Source organism: Nesterenkonia natronophila (assembly GCF_003595215.1).
GTDB classification, from domain to species: domain Bacteria; phylum Actinomycetota; class Actinomycetes; order Actinomycetales; family Micrococcaceae; genus Nesterenkonia; species Nesterenkonia natronophila.
Map to the genome: position 1 here is coordinate 147,727 of NZ_QYZP01000001.1, position 19,577 is coordinate 167,303.

The window sequence follows — 19,577 nt, forward strand, 5'->3', positions numbered from 1 at the left end:
TGTAGCCAACAGGTGTCTGCGGCGGGATATTCCATTCAGCGACTGAGCGCCATGAACATCATGATGGCAGCCACCAGGACAAGGATGCCAAGAACTCCAGCAGCGATCCAGCGGGTCAGACTCGGAGACGACTTTTCCGACTTCTCTGAACCGCTCTTCCCTGACGCTGAGGGGAAAGCTGTGGGGGAATTGGTTCCCACTGAGCGAATCAAACTTGCGAAACTCGTGGGGCCCTGGGCCGGAGCGCCCCGGTGCGTGGGATCCGCAGGAGCACTTTGATGGGGACGGGGTGGCGATTCGGGATCCTGGCTGGTCATCTGTGCAAAGTTGCGACGGTCGTACTTCTCCACCGGCCGCGCAGGCGGACTGTCGATCACCTCCTCTCCCTCTGCAATGAGGTCTTCCGCAGCCGCAAGCGAATAGGTGGACTCGTCGTTCCCAGGCAGGCCTGCTGATGGCGGTCCGTCGGGAGTATCTTTGCTGGAGGGCAGGACGTTGACCTCTTGCCCTGCGTCGGTCTGGACCGGGACAGGTGCAGACTTACCGAATTCCTTCTTCACGGCTGAGATCAGGTCGTCAGAGGAATCTGCAGACGGGTGTGCCGGCACCTCCTCCAGATCAGTCCTGAGTGAGAAGTCGATTCTGCTGATTTCCTGGGAGATGCTCAGCCCATGGGCATCTCCGGCGGACTCCAGCGCAGACTCCAACTCCGCCTGTGTGTGCCGGGGCTCCGAAGGTGTCGGGGACCGGTGAGAGGGAGTGACTTTGTCGAGGAAAGCTGGTCGGCGGTCACGCCTGCGCTGTTCGCGGTCCCCGGAGGGCCGCCCAGAGTGCAGCCGTGCGTAGTATTCCGCGTCGTCGTCATAGGTCTGAGGCTGCATTTCTCGGGATCGTCCGAAAAGCTCAGAGCCGAGGGAGTCAGTGAAGTACGGCTCGACGAACGGAGCGGTGTCCGGCACTACCAGATCCAGCAAGTTGTTGGGGTCCACCAATGAGGAAATCAGGAACGTGCGGTCTTCAGCGAGGCCCAGGTCCAGGACCTCAACCTCGGAATGACGTTCCCCGGTAGCCAATTCTTTTGCTGAAGTGGCAACCTGCTTGGCATTCGCGCGGGAAGCTAACAGCACAGAGACCTCCCGGCTGAGAACCTGGTCGGTCGCCTGGAAAACGATGTCCTGGTCGGCCGAGGTCACCACGTGGCGAGTGATGCGGTAGCGACCGCCCACCACATCACCGACGCCTAACGGCTGGGGCACGAGCTGTTCCTCCCGGTCTGCTGATCAGAATCGTCGAGGCCTAAGCCTACCGGGGATAGCTGGGTACGGAGGGCTGATCACGGTGCCAGTCGCGCCAGGACCGGTATCCGACGGGCTACGGGTTCCATGAACTCACCGAATTCCCGAACTTTTGCCGCCCGCAGAACTGCCAGATACACCACACCCATGACAACGACGACGGTGCTACAGGTCACTGCCGCGGTGCCGATAGAGTTCCAAGCAAAGCCCCAGGTGAAACCGCCCAGCGGGACCAGCACCAGGAATCCGGCGGTGCCTGCCGCCAAAGCCGCGAAACCTGAACCGATGTAGGCCTTGAGCACGCTGCTGAGTCCGTAGGGTCCCCAGCGTGCGACCGCGATGCGATGGAAGATGACGGTGCGAGCAATATTGAGGGCGCTGAACAGCGAGACCACCACATACGGCAAGTATTGGGTGGGTAGCAGTGCCGCACAGGAGTAGGTGATTGCCAGCCCCACAGGAGCGAGAATGCAAGTGACCACCATGGGTGTCTTGGCATCCTCTGCAGCGTAGAAGGCTCGCATGAGGTAGAACTGCGCTGATCGGAACGGCAGCCCCACCGCATAAATGAGCAGCAGCTGGCCGATTGCCGCGCCGGCCAAAGCGGCTTCAGCCGAGGTGCCGCTGAAGAGGCGCCCAATGGGGCCGGCCAGCACCACGAAGACCACCATGGAGAACATCACCGGAATCGCGAAGATTCGCAGCCCACGGTTCAGCGTTGCTCGAGCGGCAGAGATGTCAGCGTCCTGCATAGCTGCGGTCATTTGGTTGAACAGCACGGTGGCCAAGGAGAGCACGAAAACCGAATGGGGCAACAGAACGATCAGCTCCGCAATGTTCGCCGCGTACTCACCGGGCAGGTGCGCTCCATCCTCCAACTGTTCACGAACGGCGGTGGCGCCGGAGACCAGACGCATGTGCAGGAGGGAGGAGAAGTTCCCGACCATCATGGTGATCAGTGTCCATAATGCGATCTTGCCGGTCTGCTCCAGGCCGAGACCGCGGAGTCCGAACTTCGGCCTGAGCGGAATCCCCAGCTTGGACAGGGGCCAAAGCAGCAGGGCCGCCTGCATAACCACACCCAGCGTGTGACCGCCTGCCAGAACGACGGTCTGGGTGGTGGTCCACTCAGCAGCCTGATTGTCTCCCGATGAGTAGCTGCCAAAAGTGATGATGAAGGTGACGATGAACCCGATGGCGATCACGTTGTTCAGCACCGGTGCCCACATGTACCAACCGAATTTGGCGTTGGCATTAAGGATCTGACCCACTACCGCGTACAGGCCGTAGAAGAAGATCTGCGGCAGCGTCCATAAGGCAAATGCTGCGCCGAGGGCGAGTTGTGCGTCGGTCCATTCATAGGTAAGTGCCGCGATAATGGGATATGCCGCCAGCGTGATCATCAGCGCGACAGCTCCCAGCACCACCACCGTCAGCGTCAGCAGCCTTGATGTGTAATCGGCGCCCTTATCGCTGGCCCTGGCGGCCTTGATGAGCTGGGGCACCAACACCACGTTGAACATGCCGCCGGCCAACAGCACGTAGATGATGTTCGGAATTGAGTTGGCCTTCTCGAACACGTCCGCCATGGTGGTGGTCGCCCCGATGGCCACAGCCAGCAAAGCCGTCCGTACGAATCCCAGCAGACGCGAGACCATGGTGCCGCTGGCCATCAGTGCAGAGGCTGCCGCCATGCCCTGACGCGGAATGTGCGCGGGGGCCTCGTCGGTTTGTTGTGGGGCGGCGGCGCCGGGCGATTGCGGCGCACCCCGATGGCGCGGTTGGTATGAAGAAGGTGTGGGGGTCATCGGTGGTGACTATAGCTGGTACTCACAAAGAGTCCTCTATGACCTGCCTAGCCAGCTTCACGATCCGCCTTTCATTCGGGAAGGACAGGACACGGTCCAGGTCATCCAAATTGACCCACGCAACGTCCACCGCCTCACGATCGGGGTCCTTCTCGATGGTCAACTCGCCACCGACGGCCTCGAGAAGAAAGTGATGAACCGTCTTATGCACTCGGTGCGTAGGCACGGTGAACCAGTACTCGATGCTGCCGAGATCGGTCAGGATCGAGCCGGCGATTCCAGTTTCCTCCTCCACCTCTCGCACGGCAGCCTCCTCAAAGTTCTCATTACCCTCGGGGTGGCCCTTGGGCAGGCACCACTCGAGCCGACCTCCGCGGTTGTAACGGGCGATAATGGCCACATCGAAGCCTTTGGCGGCGGGGGTGATGACCACACCCCCTGCACTGACCTCCTCTTCGGTGGGCAGATGACGGCTGGACCGGCCCAGGGCATAACCATTGGCCCGGCGAGCACCCATCGACACTGTCAGAGGGGTGCGCCGTTCACCTCCGGTTTCCGCATTGGTCATGTACCTACTTTAACTGGGGCATGTGCAAAACTGTTCAGCGTGATGGTTTCCCTTCCCCAAGGCTTCCCCGCAGGTGCTGCAATACCTGACGTCGTCGTCGAGCTCGGTGAGGTGTTTGCCCGGGCCGGACACGATCTCTCCCTGGTGGGAGGTCCGGTGCGTGACCTCTTTCTGGGCCGCACCTCTCCGGATCTGGATTTCACCACGGACGCCACCCCGGATCAGATCACCGCAGCTGTGGAGGGATGGGCTGACGCCCATTGGGACATAGGCCGCGCTTTCGGGACCATCGGCATCCGGCGCGGTGAGCACACCTTAGAGGTGACCACCTACCGCTCAGAAGCCTACGATGCGACCTCCCGCAAACCGACAGTGCAATTTGGGCAGTCGCTGGCCCAGGATTTGGTCCGCCGAGACTTCACGGTGAATGCTATGGCGCTGCAGCTTCCCAGCTTCGAACTGGTGGACCCGCATGGCGGGGTACGCGATTTGCACGCCAAAGTCCTTCGTACTCCCGCTACGGCTGAGGAGAGCTTCAGCGACGACCCGTTGCGAATGATGCGCGCTGCTCGGTTTGCCTCTCAGCTCGGACTGAAAGTGGCCGAACCCGTGTGGTCCGCGATGTCAGGGATGGCTGAGCGTCTGCGCATCGTCTCCGCCGAACGGATTCAGGCGGAGCTTGTGAAGCTGATCTGTGGTGCAGATCCTCGTGCCGGGATCGATGTGATGGTGGAGACTGGGTTGGCCGATATTGTGCTGCCCGAAGTGCCGGCACTGAAGCTCACCGATGACGAACACCGCCGGCACAAGGATGTGTACCAGCACTCCCTTCAGGTCATGGAGCAGGCGGCAGAGTTGGAGACCGACTCCGACGGGCCAGTCCCACGCCCCGACTTCGTGCTGCGGTTCGCCGCCCTGATGCACGACGTTGGCAAACCCAAGACGCGACGATTCGAATCGGGTGGGGGAGTCAGCTTCCGGCATCACGATGTGGTGGGAGCGAAACTTACCCGCAAACGCATGCAGGCGTTGAAATTCGACAAAGAGAGCATTCGCGCTGTGACTCTCCTGGTGGAACTGCACATGCGCTTTTACGGCTACGGCGACCAGGGCTGGAGCGACTCAGCCGTTCGCCGTTATGTGACCGACGCCGGGGACCAACTAGACAGACTGCACCGGCTGACACGATCAGATGTCACTACGCGCAACCGCAAGAAGGCGACCCGGCTGGCCCACGCCTACGACGATCTGGAAACACGAATCAGCGAGCTGCGGGAGAAGGAGGAGCTCGCCAAGATCCGGCCGCACCTCAACGGAGAGCAGATTATGCAGATCTTGGATCTTCCCCCCGGGCCACAGGTGGGCAGGGCGTACAAGTTCTTGCTCGAGCATCGGATGGAGCACGGCCCGATGGACGAAGAGGCTGCGGTGGCGTTGCTGAGACAGTGGGCGGAAGAGCAGTTCTGACAAATGGCCCAGAACAGCTGATTAGCAGGTTCTCCTCGGTATAGACTGAGGTTGTCCCACCATTGTCCGCCATCGCCTGGGCCATTGAAGCCCCAGTTTGAAGGAGCACATTATGCCCAATGGTAAACGGATAATGGTCGCGGTAGTAGCAGCGGCCGCCCTTGGCCTCACAGGGTGCGGGGGTCAGTGGCCGGAATCGGAGATGGAATCCGAGCTGGAGTCAAAGTTCGACGCTGATTACCCTGAGGATGCCCCCCACGAGGTGGACTGCCCTGGTGACTTGGACGTCGAGGAGGGTGAGACGATCTCCTGCGATTTCACGGACGCCCGCGGAGCCGGTTCGTTCGCAATAGAGGTCGTCGCAGTGGACGGCAGCGACTTCGAGTATGAGGCCACCGTTGATGACTATCAGGAAACAGCTGACGGCTCAGACTGACGCCTGAACAGCTTCGCAACCACCACCGCACATACGTACAGCGTAGACAGAACGTGGCCCAAAACTGCCGCCACATAGATCTTTTCGTCGAAGAGGTGCTGGGGCTCAGCGTCACTTACTTGGGCGGCTAAGTGCATCCATATTGCCCAAAAGTGCAAAACTTGGAAGGCGTGCCAAGTCAGCACGTCCCGCAGGGGCAGCCCGGCAAGCACAACGAGCGGGACTAACCACATCATGAACTGTGGTGAGTAAACCTTGTTGAAGATCATGAACGCCGCCACGATAAGCAGCATCAGCTGCACGACGTTCGGGCGTTGAGGAGCTGACACACCGATCACCAGCACGGCTGTGCAACTTGCCGCAAAGAGCGCGAAGCTCCAGCCGGACACGGCGTCGGCAGACATCGGAGAGCCGGTAAGAAGCCCCCACACCTGCCAGATCGAGGACCATCCTGCACCCCGTTCTGCCGAGAAGACGTAGAACTCGCTCCATGCCGAAAAGTTCGTCAGTATGATTGGCACGTTGATCAGTGCCCACGCGAGGGCACCGCCTCCGGCGACGCGGCCGAAATCAACCCACAGGACGGCGCCATCATCACGGTGCCGATGTAGGCAGCTGCGCAAGGCTAGGGTCAATACGGCACCCAGCAGGAACAACGGGTACAGCTTGAATGAGGCCCCGATACCCACCATGACTCCCGCGGTGAACCACTTCCGCCGCAGACAGAACAACACCGCAAGTGCCAGGGCCGCTGCGGGAAAGATGTCCCAATTAATTCCTATGCCGAAGATGATGGCTGGGGAGAGCGCCACTATGCCGGCCTTCCAGGGAGTGGCGCGTGCGGCACGCATCACGGCCATAGTCAGCACAAACCAGGCCAAAGCACCGGCGACGAATGTCAGATCCCAGTACAGCAGGCCTGTACGTTCCCCCCAATAATCAAACGGAGTCCCACCCAACAGTGCGTCCACGCCATGAGTTGCTGCAGCAATTGTTGAGGCCAGGAGCATCGTCAGCGCCGGATACTCAAAGGGGGCATATGAATCAAGGAAGGGCGCCCAGGGGTGAAGGTCGAAGTCTCGTGAGGACCAGAGAGCCGAGACGTCTGAATAGCAGCCCCAGTGATACACGGCGGTCCCGTCCCAGCCGTTGATGCGGCAGTACTGCGACGCAAGCACAGCCAGCAGCACGCCCAAGGACGTCAGGACCGCTAGAAGTCGTGCGGCGCTCCATCTGTGGTGACCTATGGCGCGTGCTCTCCGCCCGGTGGGGCCGCCCCAGCGGTCAGCCAAGTGAATGAGCAACGGATCGGACTCACTGTCTACAGCCCCCTGAGTGCCAGCCACCGAACGAGGATGGAGCGGAGTTTCCCCACCGCGGCGGGGGTCAGCTGGCATAGGCTGGGAAATCTTGGTCACAAGCCCCAGCCTATGATGAGCAGGGAACGGCGGCCCAGGGAGCAGGGCAGGCTGTGCCTCTAACCTGCAGCAGACGAAAGGAACATGTTGGTGTCAGAGAATCCGGTCAGAGTGGCCCTCGTGGGTGTCGGCAACTGTGCAGCATCACTGGTCCAGGGAGTTGAGTACTACAAGGAGGCTCCGGATGATCAAGATGTGCCGGGCCTGATGCACGTGCGCTTCGGCGACTACCACGTCCGGGACGTGCGCTTCGTCGCAGCGTTCGACGTCGATGACAAGAAGGTGGGCAAAGACCTCTCTGAGGCAATTACGGCTAGCGAGAACAACACCATAAAACTCGCTGACGTTCCGTACAGCAGTGTCACGGTGCAACGGGGCCCCACACTGGATGGATTGGGTGACTATTACCGGGACACGATCGAGGAATCGGCGTTCGACCCTGTGGACGTGGTGGCGGCTCTCAGAGAAGCCCGAGCAGAAGTGGTGGTCTGCTACTTGCCAGTGGGTTCGGAGGAAGCCGCACGCTTCTATGCCCAGGCGGCTATCGACGCCGGCTGTGCGTTCGTCAATGCCCTCCCCGTGTTCATCGCCGGAACTTCGGAGTGGGCTCAGAAATTTGCTAACGCAGGTTTGCCGATTATCGGTGATGACATCAAATCTCAGGTCGGTGCCACCATTACCCACCGGGAGCTTGCCCACCTCTTGGAGGACCGCGGGGTCCACCTGGACCGGACCTACCAGCTGAACTTTGGCGGCAATATGGATTTCATGAATATGCTTCAGCCGGATCGGCTCACTTCCAAGAAAGTGTCCAAGACGCAGGCTGTGACGTCCAACACCTCAGCCAAACTAGCGGAACGAGATGTGCACATCGGCCCCAGCGACTACGTTCCGTGGTTGGATGATCGCAAATGGGCCTATATTCGACTTGAAGGCCGCAATTTCGGGGACGCGCCCCTCTCAATCGAGCTGAAGCTCGAGGTGTGGGATTCGCCGAACTCGGCGGGCGTCATCATTGACGCAGTGCGGGCTGCCAAGATTGGTCTGGACCGCGGTATAGGTGGGCCGCTGCTTTCAGCTTCCAGCTACTTCATGAAGTCTCCGCCGGAGCAGTTCCACGATTCGGTGGCGCATGAAAAGGTAGAAGCGTTCATCCGCGGTGACGTGGACTACTGAACCTGCCTAGTGCACAGACAAGTGTCCTCCGAATCTTCCAGTACTGCCCGCTCCCGGGTAGTGGCCATAGACGCTCTGCGTGCGCTGGCGCTGCTGGGGATCCTCAGCGTCAATATCTGGTTCTTTGCGCATCCGGACATGCTCACCGCCGGGATGCGTGGCGACCCCGTTGAGTCAGTGGCCGATCAGCTGGTGCGCTTCACTTCCTCGGTGCTGTTCGAAGGAAAGTCCTACGTCCTGTTCAGCTTCTTGTTCGGACTGAGCTTCGTCTTCGCCTGGGCTCAGGCGTCTGAGAGCGGGACCAATCACACCAGACGTGCGATCCGCCGTTTCACGGCACTGATCGTCCTAGGCGTGCTGCACGGGCTCTTCCTGTTCGCGGGGGACATTCTGCTGGCATACGGAATTCTCGGCTTCATTCTCTTAGGTGTCCGCAGCATCTCCACGAGAGCCGCGTTGGTCACTGCCGGCGCCCTCTACGCCGCGGTGGTCCTTCTGTTAGTGATCGTGGGGCTCCTCATGTTGACCATGGGTGACGTTGTGGGCGAGCCTTCCGTAGGCCTGGGAGATCCCACCGAAGCCGTGGCTGCCTACACCGGGTCGGTTTCCCAATGGTTGGCGTTCCAGCTCGCCGCCTATCCGGTGGCTCTGGTCTCAGTGCTGTTCGTCCAAGGACCGGTAGCTCTGGCCGCCTTCCTGGTGGGACTTGTAGTCGGCCGTGCCCGAGTCATTGAGCGGCTCATTGACGGGGATTTCCGCGCCGACCGGGTGCTGCTCATCGGATTGTCCAGCCTAGCGACCGGTCTCATGCTGAGTATCGTCGCGGCCCTGTTGCGCTGGGGACCCCTGGGCGCCACGGACCACGAGCCCGGCTTCGGCGCCGAGCTGCTGGGCATCGCAGTGAACCTCGCGGCGGGCCCCTTCCAGGCCTGCGGCTACGCGTTACTCCTGCTGCTGGTCTTCCGGTCCGCAAAGAATATTGCTGCCGCGCTGGCCCCAGCCGGCCGCATGTCCCTGACCAATTACTTGGGGCAGTCGGTGATCCTGGTGATGCTCTTCTCCGGAGTGGGCTTTGGCTTGGCCGGGCAGCTGTCCGAGGCAACTGTGGGCGTCGTCGTGCTGGGAGTCTGGCTTGCTCAGCTTGTTCTGTCCCACCTGTGGTTCCTGCGGTTCGGTCGCGGACCAGTGGAGGTGCCCTTTCGCGCGTGGACCTACAGGGGGACGTGAAGATCAGTCTGGGGGGTGATGCGCTCCGCCTGCCGGAGGAGAACACTGGAAGGCGGCGCTCCGGAGAGCCGGATGACGCGACGGACCCACGGTGGGAAGAGAGCTCAGACATGATCACCGCAGAGAATCTGCACAAGCGGTATGGCTCAAAGACCGCAGTCGACGGCATCAGCTTCCAGCTGCAGCCCGGCAAAGTCACCGGCTTCCTGGGCCCCAACGGTTCAGGTAAGTCCACCACCATGCGCATGGGAGTTGGGCTCGACAAGCCCACCGCAGGCTCCATCACCATCGACGGCAAGCATTTCGCCCAGCACAAGGCGCCCATGCGCACGGTGGGAGCCGTCCTCGACGCCGGGGCCACCCACCCCGGACGCACCGGCCGGGCCCACCTGAACGTACTGGCCGCCACGCATGGAATCAGCCGATCGCGCATCGACCACGTGATAGAGCTGACCGGACTGGGCGGGGTAGTCGGCAAACGCATCAAGGGGTACTCCTTGGGGATGAATCAGCGTCTTGGCATCGCCGCAGCTCTGTTGGGCGATCCGGCAGTGCTCATTTTCGACGAACCGGTCAACGGTCTCGACCCAGAAGGCGTGCGGTGGGTACGCGGTTTGGCTCGCGAGATGGCCGCTGAGGGCCGGACCGTCTTCGTGTCCTCCCACCTGATGAGCGAGATGTCGCAAACGGCGGATCATCTCATTGTGCTGGGTCGCGGCCGAATCATCGCTGATGCGCCGATTCATGAGCTGCTCGACTCCGGTGAGAAACGAGTCCTTGTCCGCACCGAACAGGTTGCTGAATTGGCAAACGCGATCACCAGCCGGGGAGTGACCATCGACCACCTCGACGCTGAGACCCTCCAGGTGACTGGTCTCGACCCACGCAGCATCGGCCGCCGGGCACTGGAGGCCCAGGTGATCGTTCATGAGCTCACCCCTCAGCTGAGCACCCTGGAGGATCAGTACATGAAACTGACAGGCGACCACGTCGAGTACCGCTCCGGCGGCACCTTTGGGGAGGCGCCCCAGTGAATCGTCCACACCTCAACACCGCAACCGCCACCCCACGGACCTTTGAGGTCGACAGCACGCTTCCCGGGGTCAGCTTTCGCGGGGCGGTGGTCTCGGAGTTCACCAAACTTCTAGCACTGCGAACCAGCTGGTGGCTCTCCATCATCACCATCGGGCTCGGTGGGATCATCGCTGGTGCCGTAGCAGTGTCCTATCAGTACTTCATGGCTGAGAACCCCTACTTCACAGGCGAGGCGATGCAACTGGCCACCCAGGGCCAGACCGGCAGCTATTTCGCCATGATCCTACTGGGGGCCCTGGGTGTCATTGCGATCACCACGGAGTACTCCACCGGAGCCATTCGATCCAGCCTCACGGCTGTCCCGCAGCGTGTCCTGCTGCTCAGTGCCAAGGCATTGGCGTTGGCAGGGTGGACCGCAGTCGTGACCGCGGTGCTGATCCTGATCAGCCATGTCCTGACCAGTCTGATCGCCCAACCACTGGCTCCGGCTGACATCCTCGACGCCGAGATCGCGGGGATGTACGTCGCTACCTGGACTACAGTGCTGTTGACCGCACTGCTGGGTTTCGGCCTCGGCGTCCTGCTGCGCAGCTCGGCCGGAGGAATCGTGGTTCTGGCAGTCATCATGTTCGTGCTGCAAATAGTTCTCTCCATTCTCTACGGAGTCACCGACGGTGCGGCGTGGGTAGAGACGCTGCTCAGGGTCGAATACATGAACCTGGTGGACAATTTCATCAACCCGGAGGCTGGCGCCCTCAGTCCGGCTCCTCCCCTGGAGCCGTGGCAGGCTGGCATCGGGCTATTGATGTGGGCGGCGGTCCCCCTTGCCCTGGGAGCGCTTCGGTTCACCCGCCGCGACGCATGATGAGATGAAGCCATGACGACGACGCCGCATGTGACCCACACCGTCGCCGGTGGCGGCGCTGCAGAGCCTGTGGGAGTTCCGGAGCAGGCTCCCGAAATGTTCGACCGCTGGGATGAGCTGGGTCTGGTGCGGCGGCCCGGATTCCGGGGGTGGTTCCGTCGGCATCCGCGGTGGATGAACGCCGTGGTGGTGGTCACATACGTTCTCTTCACACTGTGGGTCTACCCGATCACATTCCTCGACATGGGATCTGCTGCCTGGTGGTTGCTTCTGGGCTATGCGGGGATAGCAGCGGCGCTGTGCTTTCGGCATGCGCGGCCGATGACGGTTCTCGCGCTGGTGGCGCTGTTCGAAGCCGGCATGCTCTCCTACTATCCCTGGCAGGGCTCACAGATGTTGGGACTCTGTTTCGCGGCCTACGCAGTGGCCTATCATTATGGGCTCAAGTGGAGCTTGCTGACCGCGTTGCCAGCATGTGTCTTGGGCTACAGCACCTTTCTGGGCGCAGAAGCGTGGTTCACCCGCTATGGGGGAGGCTACTGGGCCGACTACTACTCCGACCAGGGCATCGGGACGGTCCAAGCGTTGGTGGTGTTGGTGGTGGTGATGTTTTTCTTCGTGGGGATTTCCGCGGGAATCGGAGCGGCCGTGCGTCGCGGGCATCGGCATGAGCGGGAGATCCTCGACTGGGCACAGAAATCACATCAGCTGGCGCAGTTGGGAGAACGGAACCGCATCGCCCGGGAGATGCACGACGTGGTGGCCCATTCCCTCTCCGTCATGATCTCCTTGGCTGATGGCGCCCGTGTGGTGGCCAAAAAGGACCCTGACAGGGCCGCTGAAGTGATGAGCGACGTCTCCGCGACGGGTCGTGGGGCGTTGGCAGACATGCGCAGAGTCATCGGCGTGCTGCGCAAGGGGGAGGAGCCGGAGCAGGTACGGCGGCCGATCACCGAATCACTGGAAGGGCTCTTTGAGAGCTTCCGGCAGGCTGGCCTTCCGCTGCATGTGGAGCAGACGGGTCCTCCGCTGCCTGACGACGCCGCCTTCGGGCTGACAGTCCACCGCATCATTCAGGAGTCACTGACCAACGTGCTGCGCTACGGGCGCGGGGTAACCAAGGTGGAGGTCGCCATCGAACACCTTCCCGCAACCGCGGAGGAAGACTGTGATCGCTTGCGCGAGCAGGGGTTCTCTGCGGAAGAGCAGCGCGCGTTGGGGCTCACCGGTGAGTCGCAGTTGACCATCACGGTCACCGATGACGGCACTCTGCCGACGCCGGGGACCCGGCGTGATTCGGTGGGGTCCCTCCAGGGAATCCAGGGGATGCAGGAGCGTGCAAGTTTTTACAACGGTTCGGTGTACGCCGGGCCGGGGAAGCACCGCGGATGGCTAGTCAGGGCAGTGTTGGAGCCGCCAACTGCCGTGCAGAAGGGAACAGGATGAGCGAGACGATCAAGGTGATGCTGGTCGATGACCAACACCTGCTGCGCATGGGCTTCAAGCTCATCCTCGAAGGCGAAGACGATCTGCAGGTGGTTGCCGAAGCAGGCAACGGCTACGAAGCGCTGGACACCCTCATTGCACTGGGCGAGGACCTCCCGGATGTGGTGCTGATGGATGTTCGGATGCCCCGCATGGACGGTATAGAGGCCACGGAGCGGATCGTGGAGCGCTTCTCCGCGGTGAAGGTCATCATACTAACTACCTTCGACTTGGATGAGTATGCATTCTCTGGGCTCCAGGCGGGGGCCAGCGCATTCCTTCTGAAGGATGTCGAACCGGAGGACTTGGTGGACGCGGTACGCGTCGTCGCCTCCGGGGATGCAGTGGTCGCCCCGCGCGTCACCAGGCGATTGCTGGAAATGTACGTGCGTCAGTCGCAGTCTCCCGCCCCGGCAGCGCCTAAACACAACACCGTCTTGATCCCCGGGCTGCCCCCGACGAACCGAGGCCCCACCGAGTTCCCCGTGTCGCGGCATCCGGGTGCTCCGCTCGGCGCGCACCTTTCCCACGGGGCGCGCGAACGTACACCCAATGGGCAGCAGATCGCCGCAGCGTTGGATGATGGGGTGGTGCGGGAACCGCTGACCGCCCGGGAGGCGGAGATGCTCTTCGCCGTCGCCGAGGGCCTCTCCAATGCGGAGATCGCTGAGCGGTTCTTCCTCTCCGAGGCCACGGTGAAGACTCATGTCCGCCGTATTCTGACCAAGCTGCAGTTGCGCGATCGCGTTCAGGCCGTGGTCTACGTGCACCAGTCGGGCCTGCTCGGCTGACCTCGGCCGTAGGATGGACGTCATGATCGCGATCCCCGATGCACTGACCACCGACGAGCTGATCGAAGATTTGGGCACCTTTGTGACGGAGTCGCCTTCGTCCTATCACGCGGCAGCGGTGACCGCGCAGCGTCTGGTGGAGGCTGGCTTTACGCACTTGGGTGAGCACCAGGACTGGCCTGCTGAACCCGGGAAGTACGTAGTGGTTCGCGATGGCGCCGTGCTGGCCTGGATCCTGCCGCAGAATGCAGGTCCGACGACGCCGCTGCGAGTCCTGGGAGCCCACACGGACTCTCCGGGCTTCAAACTTAAGCCCAGATCCACTGTTGTACGGCAGGGATGGGTACAGGCCGGCATGGAGGTCTACGGCGGTCCGCTGCTGAACTCGTGGCTGGACAGAGAGCTGCGCCTGGCTGGTCGGCTGGTCACGCGGGACGGAGCTACCCATCTGACGGCCACTGGGCCGGTGGCGCGCATCCCCCAATTGGCAATCCACTTGGACCGGCAGGTCAATTCGGATGGCATCAAACTGGGGAAGCAGCAGCACACCATGCCGGTCCTGGCAGTCGCCGGCTCTGCGGAAACAGCGGCTGAAGCCGATGTGTTGGAGGTGGTCAGCCGAGCCGCCGGGGTTCAACCTGAACAAGTAGACGGTTATGACGTGGTGGTCGCGGATGCGCAGCCACCGTCACGTTTCGGGTCGAAGAGGGAGTTCTTGGCCTCAGGAAGATTGGACAACCTCTCATCCGTCTATGCCGGTCTGCAGGCAATGCTCGCTGCGGACACGTCTGCTGAAGTGATCCCCATGCTGGCCGCATTCGACCATGAGGAGCTCGGCTCGGCCTCTCGGTCCGGTGCTGCCGGGCCGTTCTTGGAGGAGGTGCTGGACCGGATCTATGAGGGTCTGCAGGCGACCTCCTCGCAGCGGGCCCAGGCTTATGCCGGATCCTGGCACCTCAGCGCTGATGCCGGCCATGCGGTGCACCCGAACTATTCGGAACGACACGACCCGGCGAACCGGCCTCTGCCCAATGCTGGACCGCTGCTGAAGATCAACGCCAACCAGCGTTACACCACGGACGCACCCGGGGCGGCCATGTGGGCCCAAGTCTGCCGAGCGGCTGGGGTGCCCAGTCAGGAGTTCGTGTCCAACAATGACATTCCCTGCGGGTCCACGATCGGGCCGATCACAGCTACTCGGCTCGGGCTGCGCACCGTAGACGTGGGCATTCCGCTGCTGAGCATGCACTCGGCTCGCGAGATGTGTGGGGTCGACGACGTTGCTCACCTTCGGGATGCCGTGACTGCGTTCTTCACTGCAGAGCTCACCGTCTGACCTGCCCGTTCGTGCTCACAGCAAATCAGGGGTAATATTGGCCAGTCTGTGCTGAAGACTTTCAGCGAGAGGCAACACGCAAAGAACCTCCTGTTACGGAAATCCCGTGACCGCAAGACCGAAGGAGGTGGGTTCATAATGCGTCATTACGAACTGATGGTGCTGGTCGACCCCGAGGTCGACGAGCGCACCGTAGAGCCCACACTGGGCAAGTACATGGAACTGGTCAAGAAAGACGGCGGAACTGTCGACGAGATCGATATCTGGGGACGCCGTCAGCTGACGTTCGAGATCCAGAAGAAGACCGAGGCGATCTACGCTGTCGTGAACTTCCATTCGACTCCTGAATCCGCCAAAGAGCTGGACCGTCTGCTGCGCCTGAATGAGACCATTCTGCGCACCAAGATCATCCGGCCCGAGGAGTTCAAGGTCGCCTGAGTCAGGCGCCTGGGCCGAAATATTTGGTACATGAAACGACTGAAAAGAGGTACACCACATGGCCTATAACGAGACTGTCATCACTGTCGTCGGTAACCTGACGGCGGATCCGGAGCTCCGGTTCACCCCCTCGGGTGCACCAGTGACCAACTTCGTCATCGCTTCCACGCCACGGTACTTCGACCGGCAGGCCAACGAGTACAAGGACGCTGAGACGCTCTTCGTTCGTTGCTCGTTGTGGCGTGAAGCCGCTGAGAATGTCTGTGAATCGCTGACCAAAGGTACGCGGGTTGTCGCCCAAGGACGCCTCAAAGCGCGCAGCTTCGAGGACAAAGAGGGCAATAACCGGACCAGCTGGGAACTCGACGTCGACGAGATCGGCGCCTCGCTGCGCTATGCCACCGCCAAGATCGAACGTCAGGCCCCCCGCCAGAGCGGCGGCGGATTCGGCGGCAATCAAGGCGGCGGAAATCAGCCCGGCGGATTCGGTGGCGGTCGGCAACCGGACCCATGGGGCGGACAGCCCTCTCAGGGTGGCGGCTGGGACGCTGGAAGCAACGACGAACCTCCGTTCTGACATCTGAACGACTGACAACTATTCACCATCCCGCGTAATAGCGCGGGCTCCCACCTATGAAAAGGAGCACCACGATGGCAAAGGCTGAAATCACCAAGAAGCCGAAGCCCAAAGCGAACCCGCTGAAGGCTGCTGACATCAAAGTCATTGACTACAAGGACACCGCCCTGCTTCGGAAATTCATTTCCGACCGCGGCAAGATTCGCGCTCGCCGAGTGACCGGAGTCTCGGTCCAGGAACAGCGCAAGATCGCCCAGGCGATCAAGAATGCCCGCGAAATGGCCCTCCTGCCGTACTCCGGCGCTGGCCGCGGCTGATTACTGAGGAAGGAAAGGAACTACTGATATGTCGAAGCTCATCCTGACTCAGGAAGTCACCGGCCTCGGTGCCCCCGGCGATGTCGTCGAGGTCAAAGATGGCTACGCGCGCAACTACCTGTTGCCCCGCGGCTATGCGCTGACCTGGACCAAAGGCGGAGAAAAAGACGTTGAGCGAATTCGTCAGGCCCGTAAGGCCCGCGAAATCGCCACCGTTGAAGAGGCGCAGTCCATTGCAGAGAAGCTGCAGGCCAAGACCGTGCAGGTCGGAGTGAAGACCGGCGAGTCCGGTCGTCTCTTCGGCACAGTCGGTGCCGCGCAGATCGCCGAGGCTGTTCAGGCCGCTGGCCTTGGAAGCATCGACCGGCGCACGGTAGAACTGCCGGAGCGGATCAAAGCTGTAGGTCACTACACCGCGACCGTGAAGCTGCACTCCGAGGTCACCGCGACCATCGATCTGCAGGTCGTACCAGCCAAGTAAGGCATTCACTTGCTTATGCCGAAAGGTCCCTGTCCGGTCCTCTGAGAAGACCGGACAGGGACCTTTTCATTTTTGGAACGGCCCGGCGCCGCCGCAGGATGAGGGTCGGCTCCGGGGAGCCGGGAATCAACGGCGGGTGGTCACGTCATCTGCAGCAGCCTGTGTGCCGCCGGGGACAGGATCCCGCCCAGCGTCTCGGCGAGCGCGCAGCAATTCATGGGTAGGTGCTTCAGGTGTACCCTCTGGTGCTCGGGCAGCAACCTCCTTGCGCAGCACTGGAACCACTTCTTCGCCGAGTATCTCGATTTGTTCCAGAACCGTGTCCAGGGGCAGCCCTGCGTGATCGATGAGGAAGAGCTGGCGCTGATAGTCTCCGGCATATTCGCGGAAGCTCAGGGTCTTCTCAATGACCTGCTCGGGTGTTCCCACCGTCAGCGGCGTCATCTCCGTGAACTCCTCAAGCGATGGGCCCCCTCCGTAGACCGGCGCACGGTCGAAGTACGGCCTGAACTCCCGAACTGCGTCCTGAGAGTTGGGTCGCATGAAAACCTGTCCGCCCAACCCGACAGTTGCCTGCTCAGGACTGCCGTGTCCATAGTGTGCGAACCGCTCCCGGTAGAGGTCAACCATTCGGCCGGTGTGTTCCTTGTTCCAGAAGATGTTGTTGTGGAAGAAACCGTCCCCGTAGTACGCGGCCTGTTCAGCTATCTCCGGAGAACGGATTGACCCGTGCCAGACGAACGGGGGCACCGCGTCCAAAGGACGAGGGGTCGCTGTGAAGTGGTCCAGCGGTGTCCGAAATCTGCCCTGCCACTCCACCTCTTCCTCCCTCCAGAGGCGGTGAAGGAGGGCGTAGTTCTCCACTGCCAAAGGGATTCCGGCTCGAATGTCCTTGCCAAACCACGGATAGACCGGGCCGGTGTTGCCGCGTCCTAGGGTCAGATCGATCCGTCCGTCACTGAGGTGCTGGACATAGGCGTAATCCTCGGCGATGCGCACCGGGTCTGTGGTGGTGATCAGCGTCGTGGCAGTGGACAGCAGCAGACGTTCCGTCTGGGCGGCGATGTGCGCCATGAAGATGGGAGGGTTGGCCGGTGCTACGAATGGTGGGTTGTGATGTTGACCGATGGCGAAGACATCGAGTCCCACCTGCTCGGCTTTCTGGGCGATAGCCACCGTGGACTTGATGCGCTGGTGCTCACTCGGGACGCGCCCAGTGATGGGATCAGGCGTAACGTCGCCGATGGAGAAAATGCCGAACTGCATAGGGCTCCTAGAGGGGGCGGAAGAACTGAGTATTTGATGTACATCTAGACTACTTCAAATTTGAAATACGTTCACCTAGACGTGTACGGGAACCTCCCCGCACAGGCTGTTCGAGGGCTTCTGTGTGCCTGTGGAGAATCTGTGGAAAACAGTCTTATACAGAGGGCTATACACCTATCGGAGGGTCAACAGCAAGTGTTGAATAGGTCCTGGTAAGCAGGACGAAAATGCCAATAATTCACAGCGTGTCATCACAAACCTGCAGGTCAGAAGCATATGACTAGGATGAGCAGAATGTTTTCCACAGGTTTCCCTCAGGTTGTTCACACGACACGCCGCGCACTTCACATTTAATCCACAGGACCGCCTTTGTGACCTATTGCCCAGGGGTGATTCTCGGCCTAAAGTGGCAAGCGTCCCTCCTCCCTATCTGGAGACCTCCGGTTGCCCATACAGGGTGCTGCCGAGGCTCCCAGGAGGTGTTGGAGCTGAGACACGACGCGGATATTGGCCGATGAACGTCGGCGTGCATCAGCGTCAGAGCTCCGTCCGCCCGTTACCTGGTCGGACTGGGTGAACAGGACAAGGACGTCCCGGTTGGGGGCGTTCACCATTGTCCTGGGATCCTCATGGGGACAAACTACAGATCGGATCGCCGACCCTAGGCAGAGGGAAGGGGATCACGGCCGATTGACCGTGATCCTGCCGACGCGCCCCCAGGGGCCGGATCGGCGGTCCGATCACTCGCCCCGCACCCCGGCTCAACGACGATGGCGTTCCACAAATCTGGCTACTTGGGTGGGCCATGTGGCCAGGTCTTCAGGTGTCTCTGCGATGGAGAGCTGTGAATTTCGGTGCAGGCGGTGGAGCTCTTCGGCAGTCGATACGGGGTGGGCGCGATCATTTGTCCAAGCGAGGATCTGGAGCGGCACCTCCAGCTGTGCGAACTTTTCGGGCGGGGGCAGGTCCGTCATGGAGGCGCCGCGCAGTATCGAGGGCAGAAGCTCTTGGCTGACTACCGGGACACGCTCACGCGGACGGTCGGCCAGGGCCGGTGGTGGAAGGATGGCCTCTCCCATCCGCACGAATGCCCCGATTCCCTCGTTCTCCACAAGTTCGGCTGAGCGCAGATACTGATCCGTCTGCGCTCTCCGGGTGCTCCAGGCGGTCGGTGGTACCAGGAGGCTGAGCGAGGCGAATCGCGTCGGATCCAGCAATGCCGCACAGATCTGCGTAGCAGCACCCATCGATGGACCACCGGTGTGGACCTGCTCGCCGGGAGCCACCGCGTCCAGCAGAGCCAAAAGGTCCTCCGCCAGCTGTGACCAAAGGTAGTCCTCAGGCACCGCCCTCCCCGTGGAGGACCCGTGGCCCCGGGAGTCGTAGCGCAGAACCCGGAACCCCCCAAGCCCACCGGTGACGTCGAGTCCTGCTCGATGCTCGCGCCAGGCTGAGGAGGTGAGCCCGTGTGTCTGGACGAACAACGGGTCAGCCTCGTCCCCGACCACCTCGTAGGCAAGCTTCGCTCCTGCGGTTTGGAACATGGCCACGGCGGCGCTCTCACCTTCTTGTGCTGGTGCTGGACATCCCA

The 19,577-nt window shown here is 61.6% G+C and carries 19 protein-coding genes; 13 read left to right on the top strand and 6 right to left on the bottom strand.

The annotated features are described in order from the left end of the window. Positions 1 to 35: 35 nt before the first annotated feature. The 3 genes from D3250_RS00720 to D3250_RS00730 all read right to left on the bottom strand — a co-directional run bounded on the left by D3250_RS00720 (position 36) and on the right by D3250_RS00730 (position 3,620). Complete coding sequence (locus D3250_RS00720; RefSeq protein ID WP_119901458.1) at positions 36 to 1,256, bottom strand: hypothetical protein; 1,221 nt, start codon at positions 1,254 to 1,256, stop codon at positions 36 to 38. Positions 1,257 to 1,333: 77 nt separating this feature from the next. Further along, positions 1,334 to 3,103: a murein biosynthesis integral membrane protein MurJ gene (murJ, locus tag D3250_RS00725; RefSeq protein WP_225973068.1), complete on the bottom strand. Its 1,770-nt coding sequence runs from the start codon at positions 3,101 to 3,103 to the stop codon at positions 1,334 to 1,336. A 22-nt stretch (positions 3,104 to 3,125) separates the two neighbouring features. Further along, a complete protein-coding gene (locus tag D3250_RS00730; RefSeq protein WP_119902212.1) occupies positions 3,126 to 3,620 on the bottom strand; it encodes an NUDIX domain-containing protein in 495 nt (164 codons plus the stop codon). Positions 3,621 to 3,713: 93 nt separating this feature from the next. On the opposite strand from D3250_RS00730, the gene D3250_RS00735 reads away from it, so the two are divergent. Next, positions 3,714 to 5,138, top strand: coding sequence for a CCA tRNA nucleotidyltransferase (locus D3250_RS00735; RefSeq protein WP_119901459.1), 1,425 nt, complete (start codon positions 3,714 to 3,716; stop codon positions 5,136 to 5,138). Between the two features lie 112 nt (positions 5,139 to 5,250). Then, on the top strand, positions 5,251 to 5,574 hold the full coding sequence (locus tag D3250_RS00740; protein WP_119901460.1) for a DUF4333 domain-containing protein: 324 nt from the start codon (positions 5,251 to 5,253) through the stop codon (positions 5,572 to 5,574). On the opposite strand, the gene D3250_RS00745 is transcribed toward D3250_RS00740, so the two are convergent. Further along, entirely contained in the window at positions 5,547 to 6,992 is a 1,446-nt protein-coding gene (locus D3250_RS00745; RefSeq protein WP_147383449.1) for a glycosyltransferase family 87 protein, read from the bottom strand. The two genes, D3250_RS00740 and D3250_RS00745, sit on opposite strands and share 28 nt — an antisense overlap. A 90-nt stretch (positions 6,993 to 7,082) precedes the next feature. Here D3250_RS00745 and D3250_RS00750 point away from each other — a divergent pair, with 90 nt between their 5' ends. The 11 genes from D3250_RS00750 to rplI all read left to right on the top strand — a co-directional run bounded on the left by D3250_RS00750 (position 7,083) and on the right by rplI (position 16,720). Continuing rightward, positions 7,083 to 8,168 (top strand): inositol-3-phosphate synthase, encoded by a 1,086-nt coding sequence (locus D3250_RS00750; RefSeq protein ID WP_119902213.1) that lies wholly within the window; start codon positions 7,083 to 7,085, stop codon positions 8,166 to 8,168. Positions 8,169 to 8,189: 21 nt separating this feature from the next. Continuing rightward, positions 8,190 to 9,395, top strand: a complete 1,206-nt coding sequence (locus tag D3250_RS00755) for a DUF418 domain-containing protein (RefSeq protein ID WP_119901462.1) — start codon at positions 8,190 to 8,192, stop codon at positions 9,393 to 9,395. 110 nt (positions 9,396 to 9,505) lie between these two features. Beyond that, complete coding sequence (locus D3250_RS00760) at positions 9,506 to 10,429, top strand: ABC transporter ATP-binding protein (protein WP_119902214.1); 924 nt, start codon at positions 9,506 to 9,508, stop codon at positions 10,427 to 10,429. After that, entirely contained in the window at positions 10,426 to 11,295 is an 870-nt protein-coding gene (locus D3250_RS00765) for an ABC transporter permease subunit (RefSeq protein WP_119901463.1), read from the top strand. The genes D3250_RS00760 and D3250_RS00765 overlap by 4 nt, the downstream gene beginning before the upstream one ends. A gap of 12 nt (positions 11,296 to 11,307) precedes the next feature. Next, positions 11,308 to 12,741 (top strand): sensor histidine kinase, encoded by a 1,434-nt coding sequence (locus tag D3250_RS00770; protein WP_119901464.1) that lies wholly within the window; start codon positions 11,308 to 11,310, stop codon positions 12,739 to 12,741. Continuing rightward, positions 12,738 to 13,571 carry a response regulator transcription factor gene (locus D3250_RS00775; RefSeq protein ID WP_119901465.1) on the top strand — a complete coding sequence of 278 codons (834 nt, stop codon included), beginning with the start codon at positions 12,738 to 12,740 and terminating at the stop codon, positions 13,569 to 13,571. The genes D3250_RS00770 and D3250_RS00775 overlap by 4 nt, the downstream gene beginning before the upstream one ends. Positions 13,572 to 13,593: 22 nt before the next feature. Beyond that, a complete protein-coding gene (locus D3250_RS00780) occupies positions 13,594 to 14,907 on the top strand; it encodes a M18 family aminopeptidase (protein WP_119901466.1) in 1,314 nt (437 codons plus the stop codon). 138 nt (positions 14,908 to 15,045) lie between these two features. Then, entirely contained in the window at positions 15,046 to 15,345 is a 300-nt protein-coding gene (gene rpsF, locus D3250_RS00785; RefSeq protein WP_119901467.1) for a 30S ribosomal protein S6, read from the top strand. 58 nt (positions 15,346 to 15,403) lie between these two features. Further along, positions 15,404 to 15,922 (top strand): single-stranded DNA-binding protein, encoded by a 519-nt coding sequence (locus D3250_RS00790; protein WP_119901468.1) that lies wholly within the window; start codon positions 15,404 to 15,406, stop codon positions 15,920 to 15,922. Positions 15,923 to 15,996: 74 nt separating this feature from the next. Then, positions 15,997 to 16,239 carry a 30S ribosomal protein S18 gene (gene rpsR / locus D3250_RS00795; protein ID WP_119901469.1) on the top strand — a complete coding sequence of 81 codons (243 nt, stop codon included), beginning with the start codon at positions 15,997 to 15,999 and terminating at the stop codon, positions 16,237 to 16,239. 28 nt (positions 16,240 to 16,267) lie between these two features. Continuing rightward, positions 16,268 to 16,720: a 50S ribosomal protein L9 gene (gene rplI, locus D3250_RS00800; protein ID WP_119901470.1), complete on the top strand. Its 453-nt coding sequence runs from the start codon at positions 16,268 to 16,270 to the stop codon at positions 16,718 to 16,720. 126 nt (positions 16,721 to 16,846) lie between these two features. Here the strand turns inward: rplI and D3250_RS00805 are convergent, their stop codons facing one another. Further along, entirely contained in the window at positions 16,847 to 17,986 is a 1,140-nt protein-coding gene (locus D3250_RS00805) for an LLM class flavin-dependent oxidoreductase (RefSeq protein ID WP_119901471.1), read from the bottom strand. Between the two features lie 761 nt (positions 17,987 to 18,747). Further along, complete coding sequence (locus D3250_RS00810) at positions 18,748 to 19,530, bottom strand: alpha/beta fold hydrolase (RefSeq protein WP_119902215.1); 783 nt, start codon at positions 19,528 to 19,530, stop codon at positions 18,748 to 18,750. Positions 19,531 to 19,577: the final 47 nt, after the last annotated feature.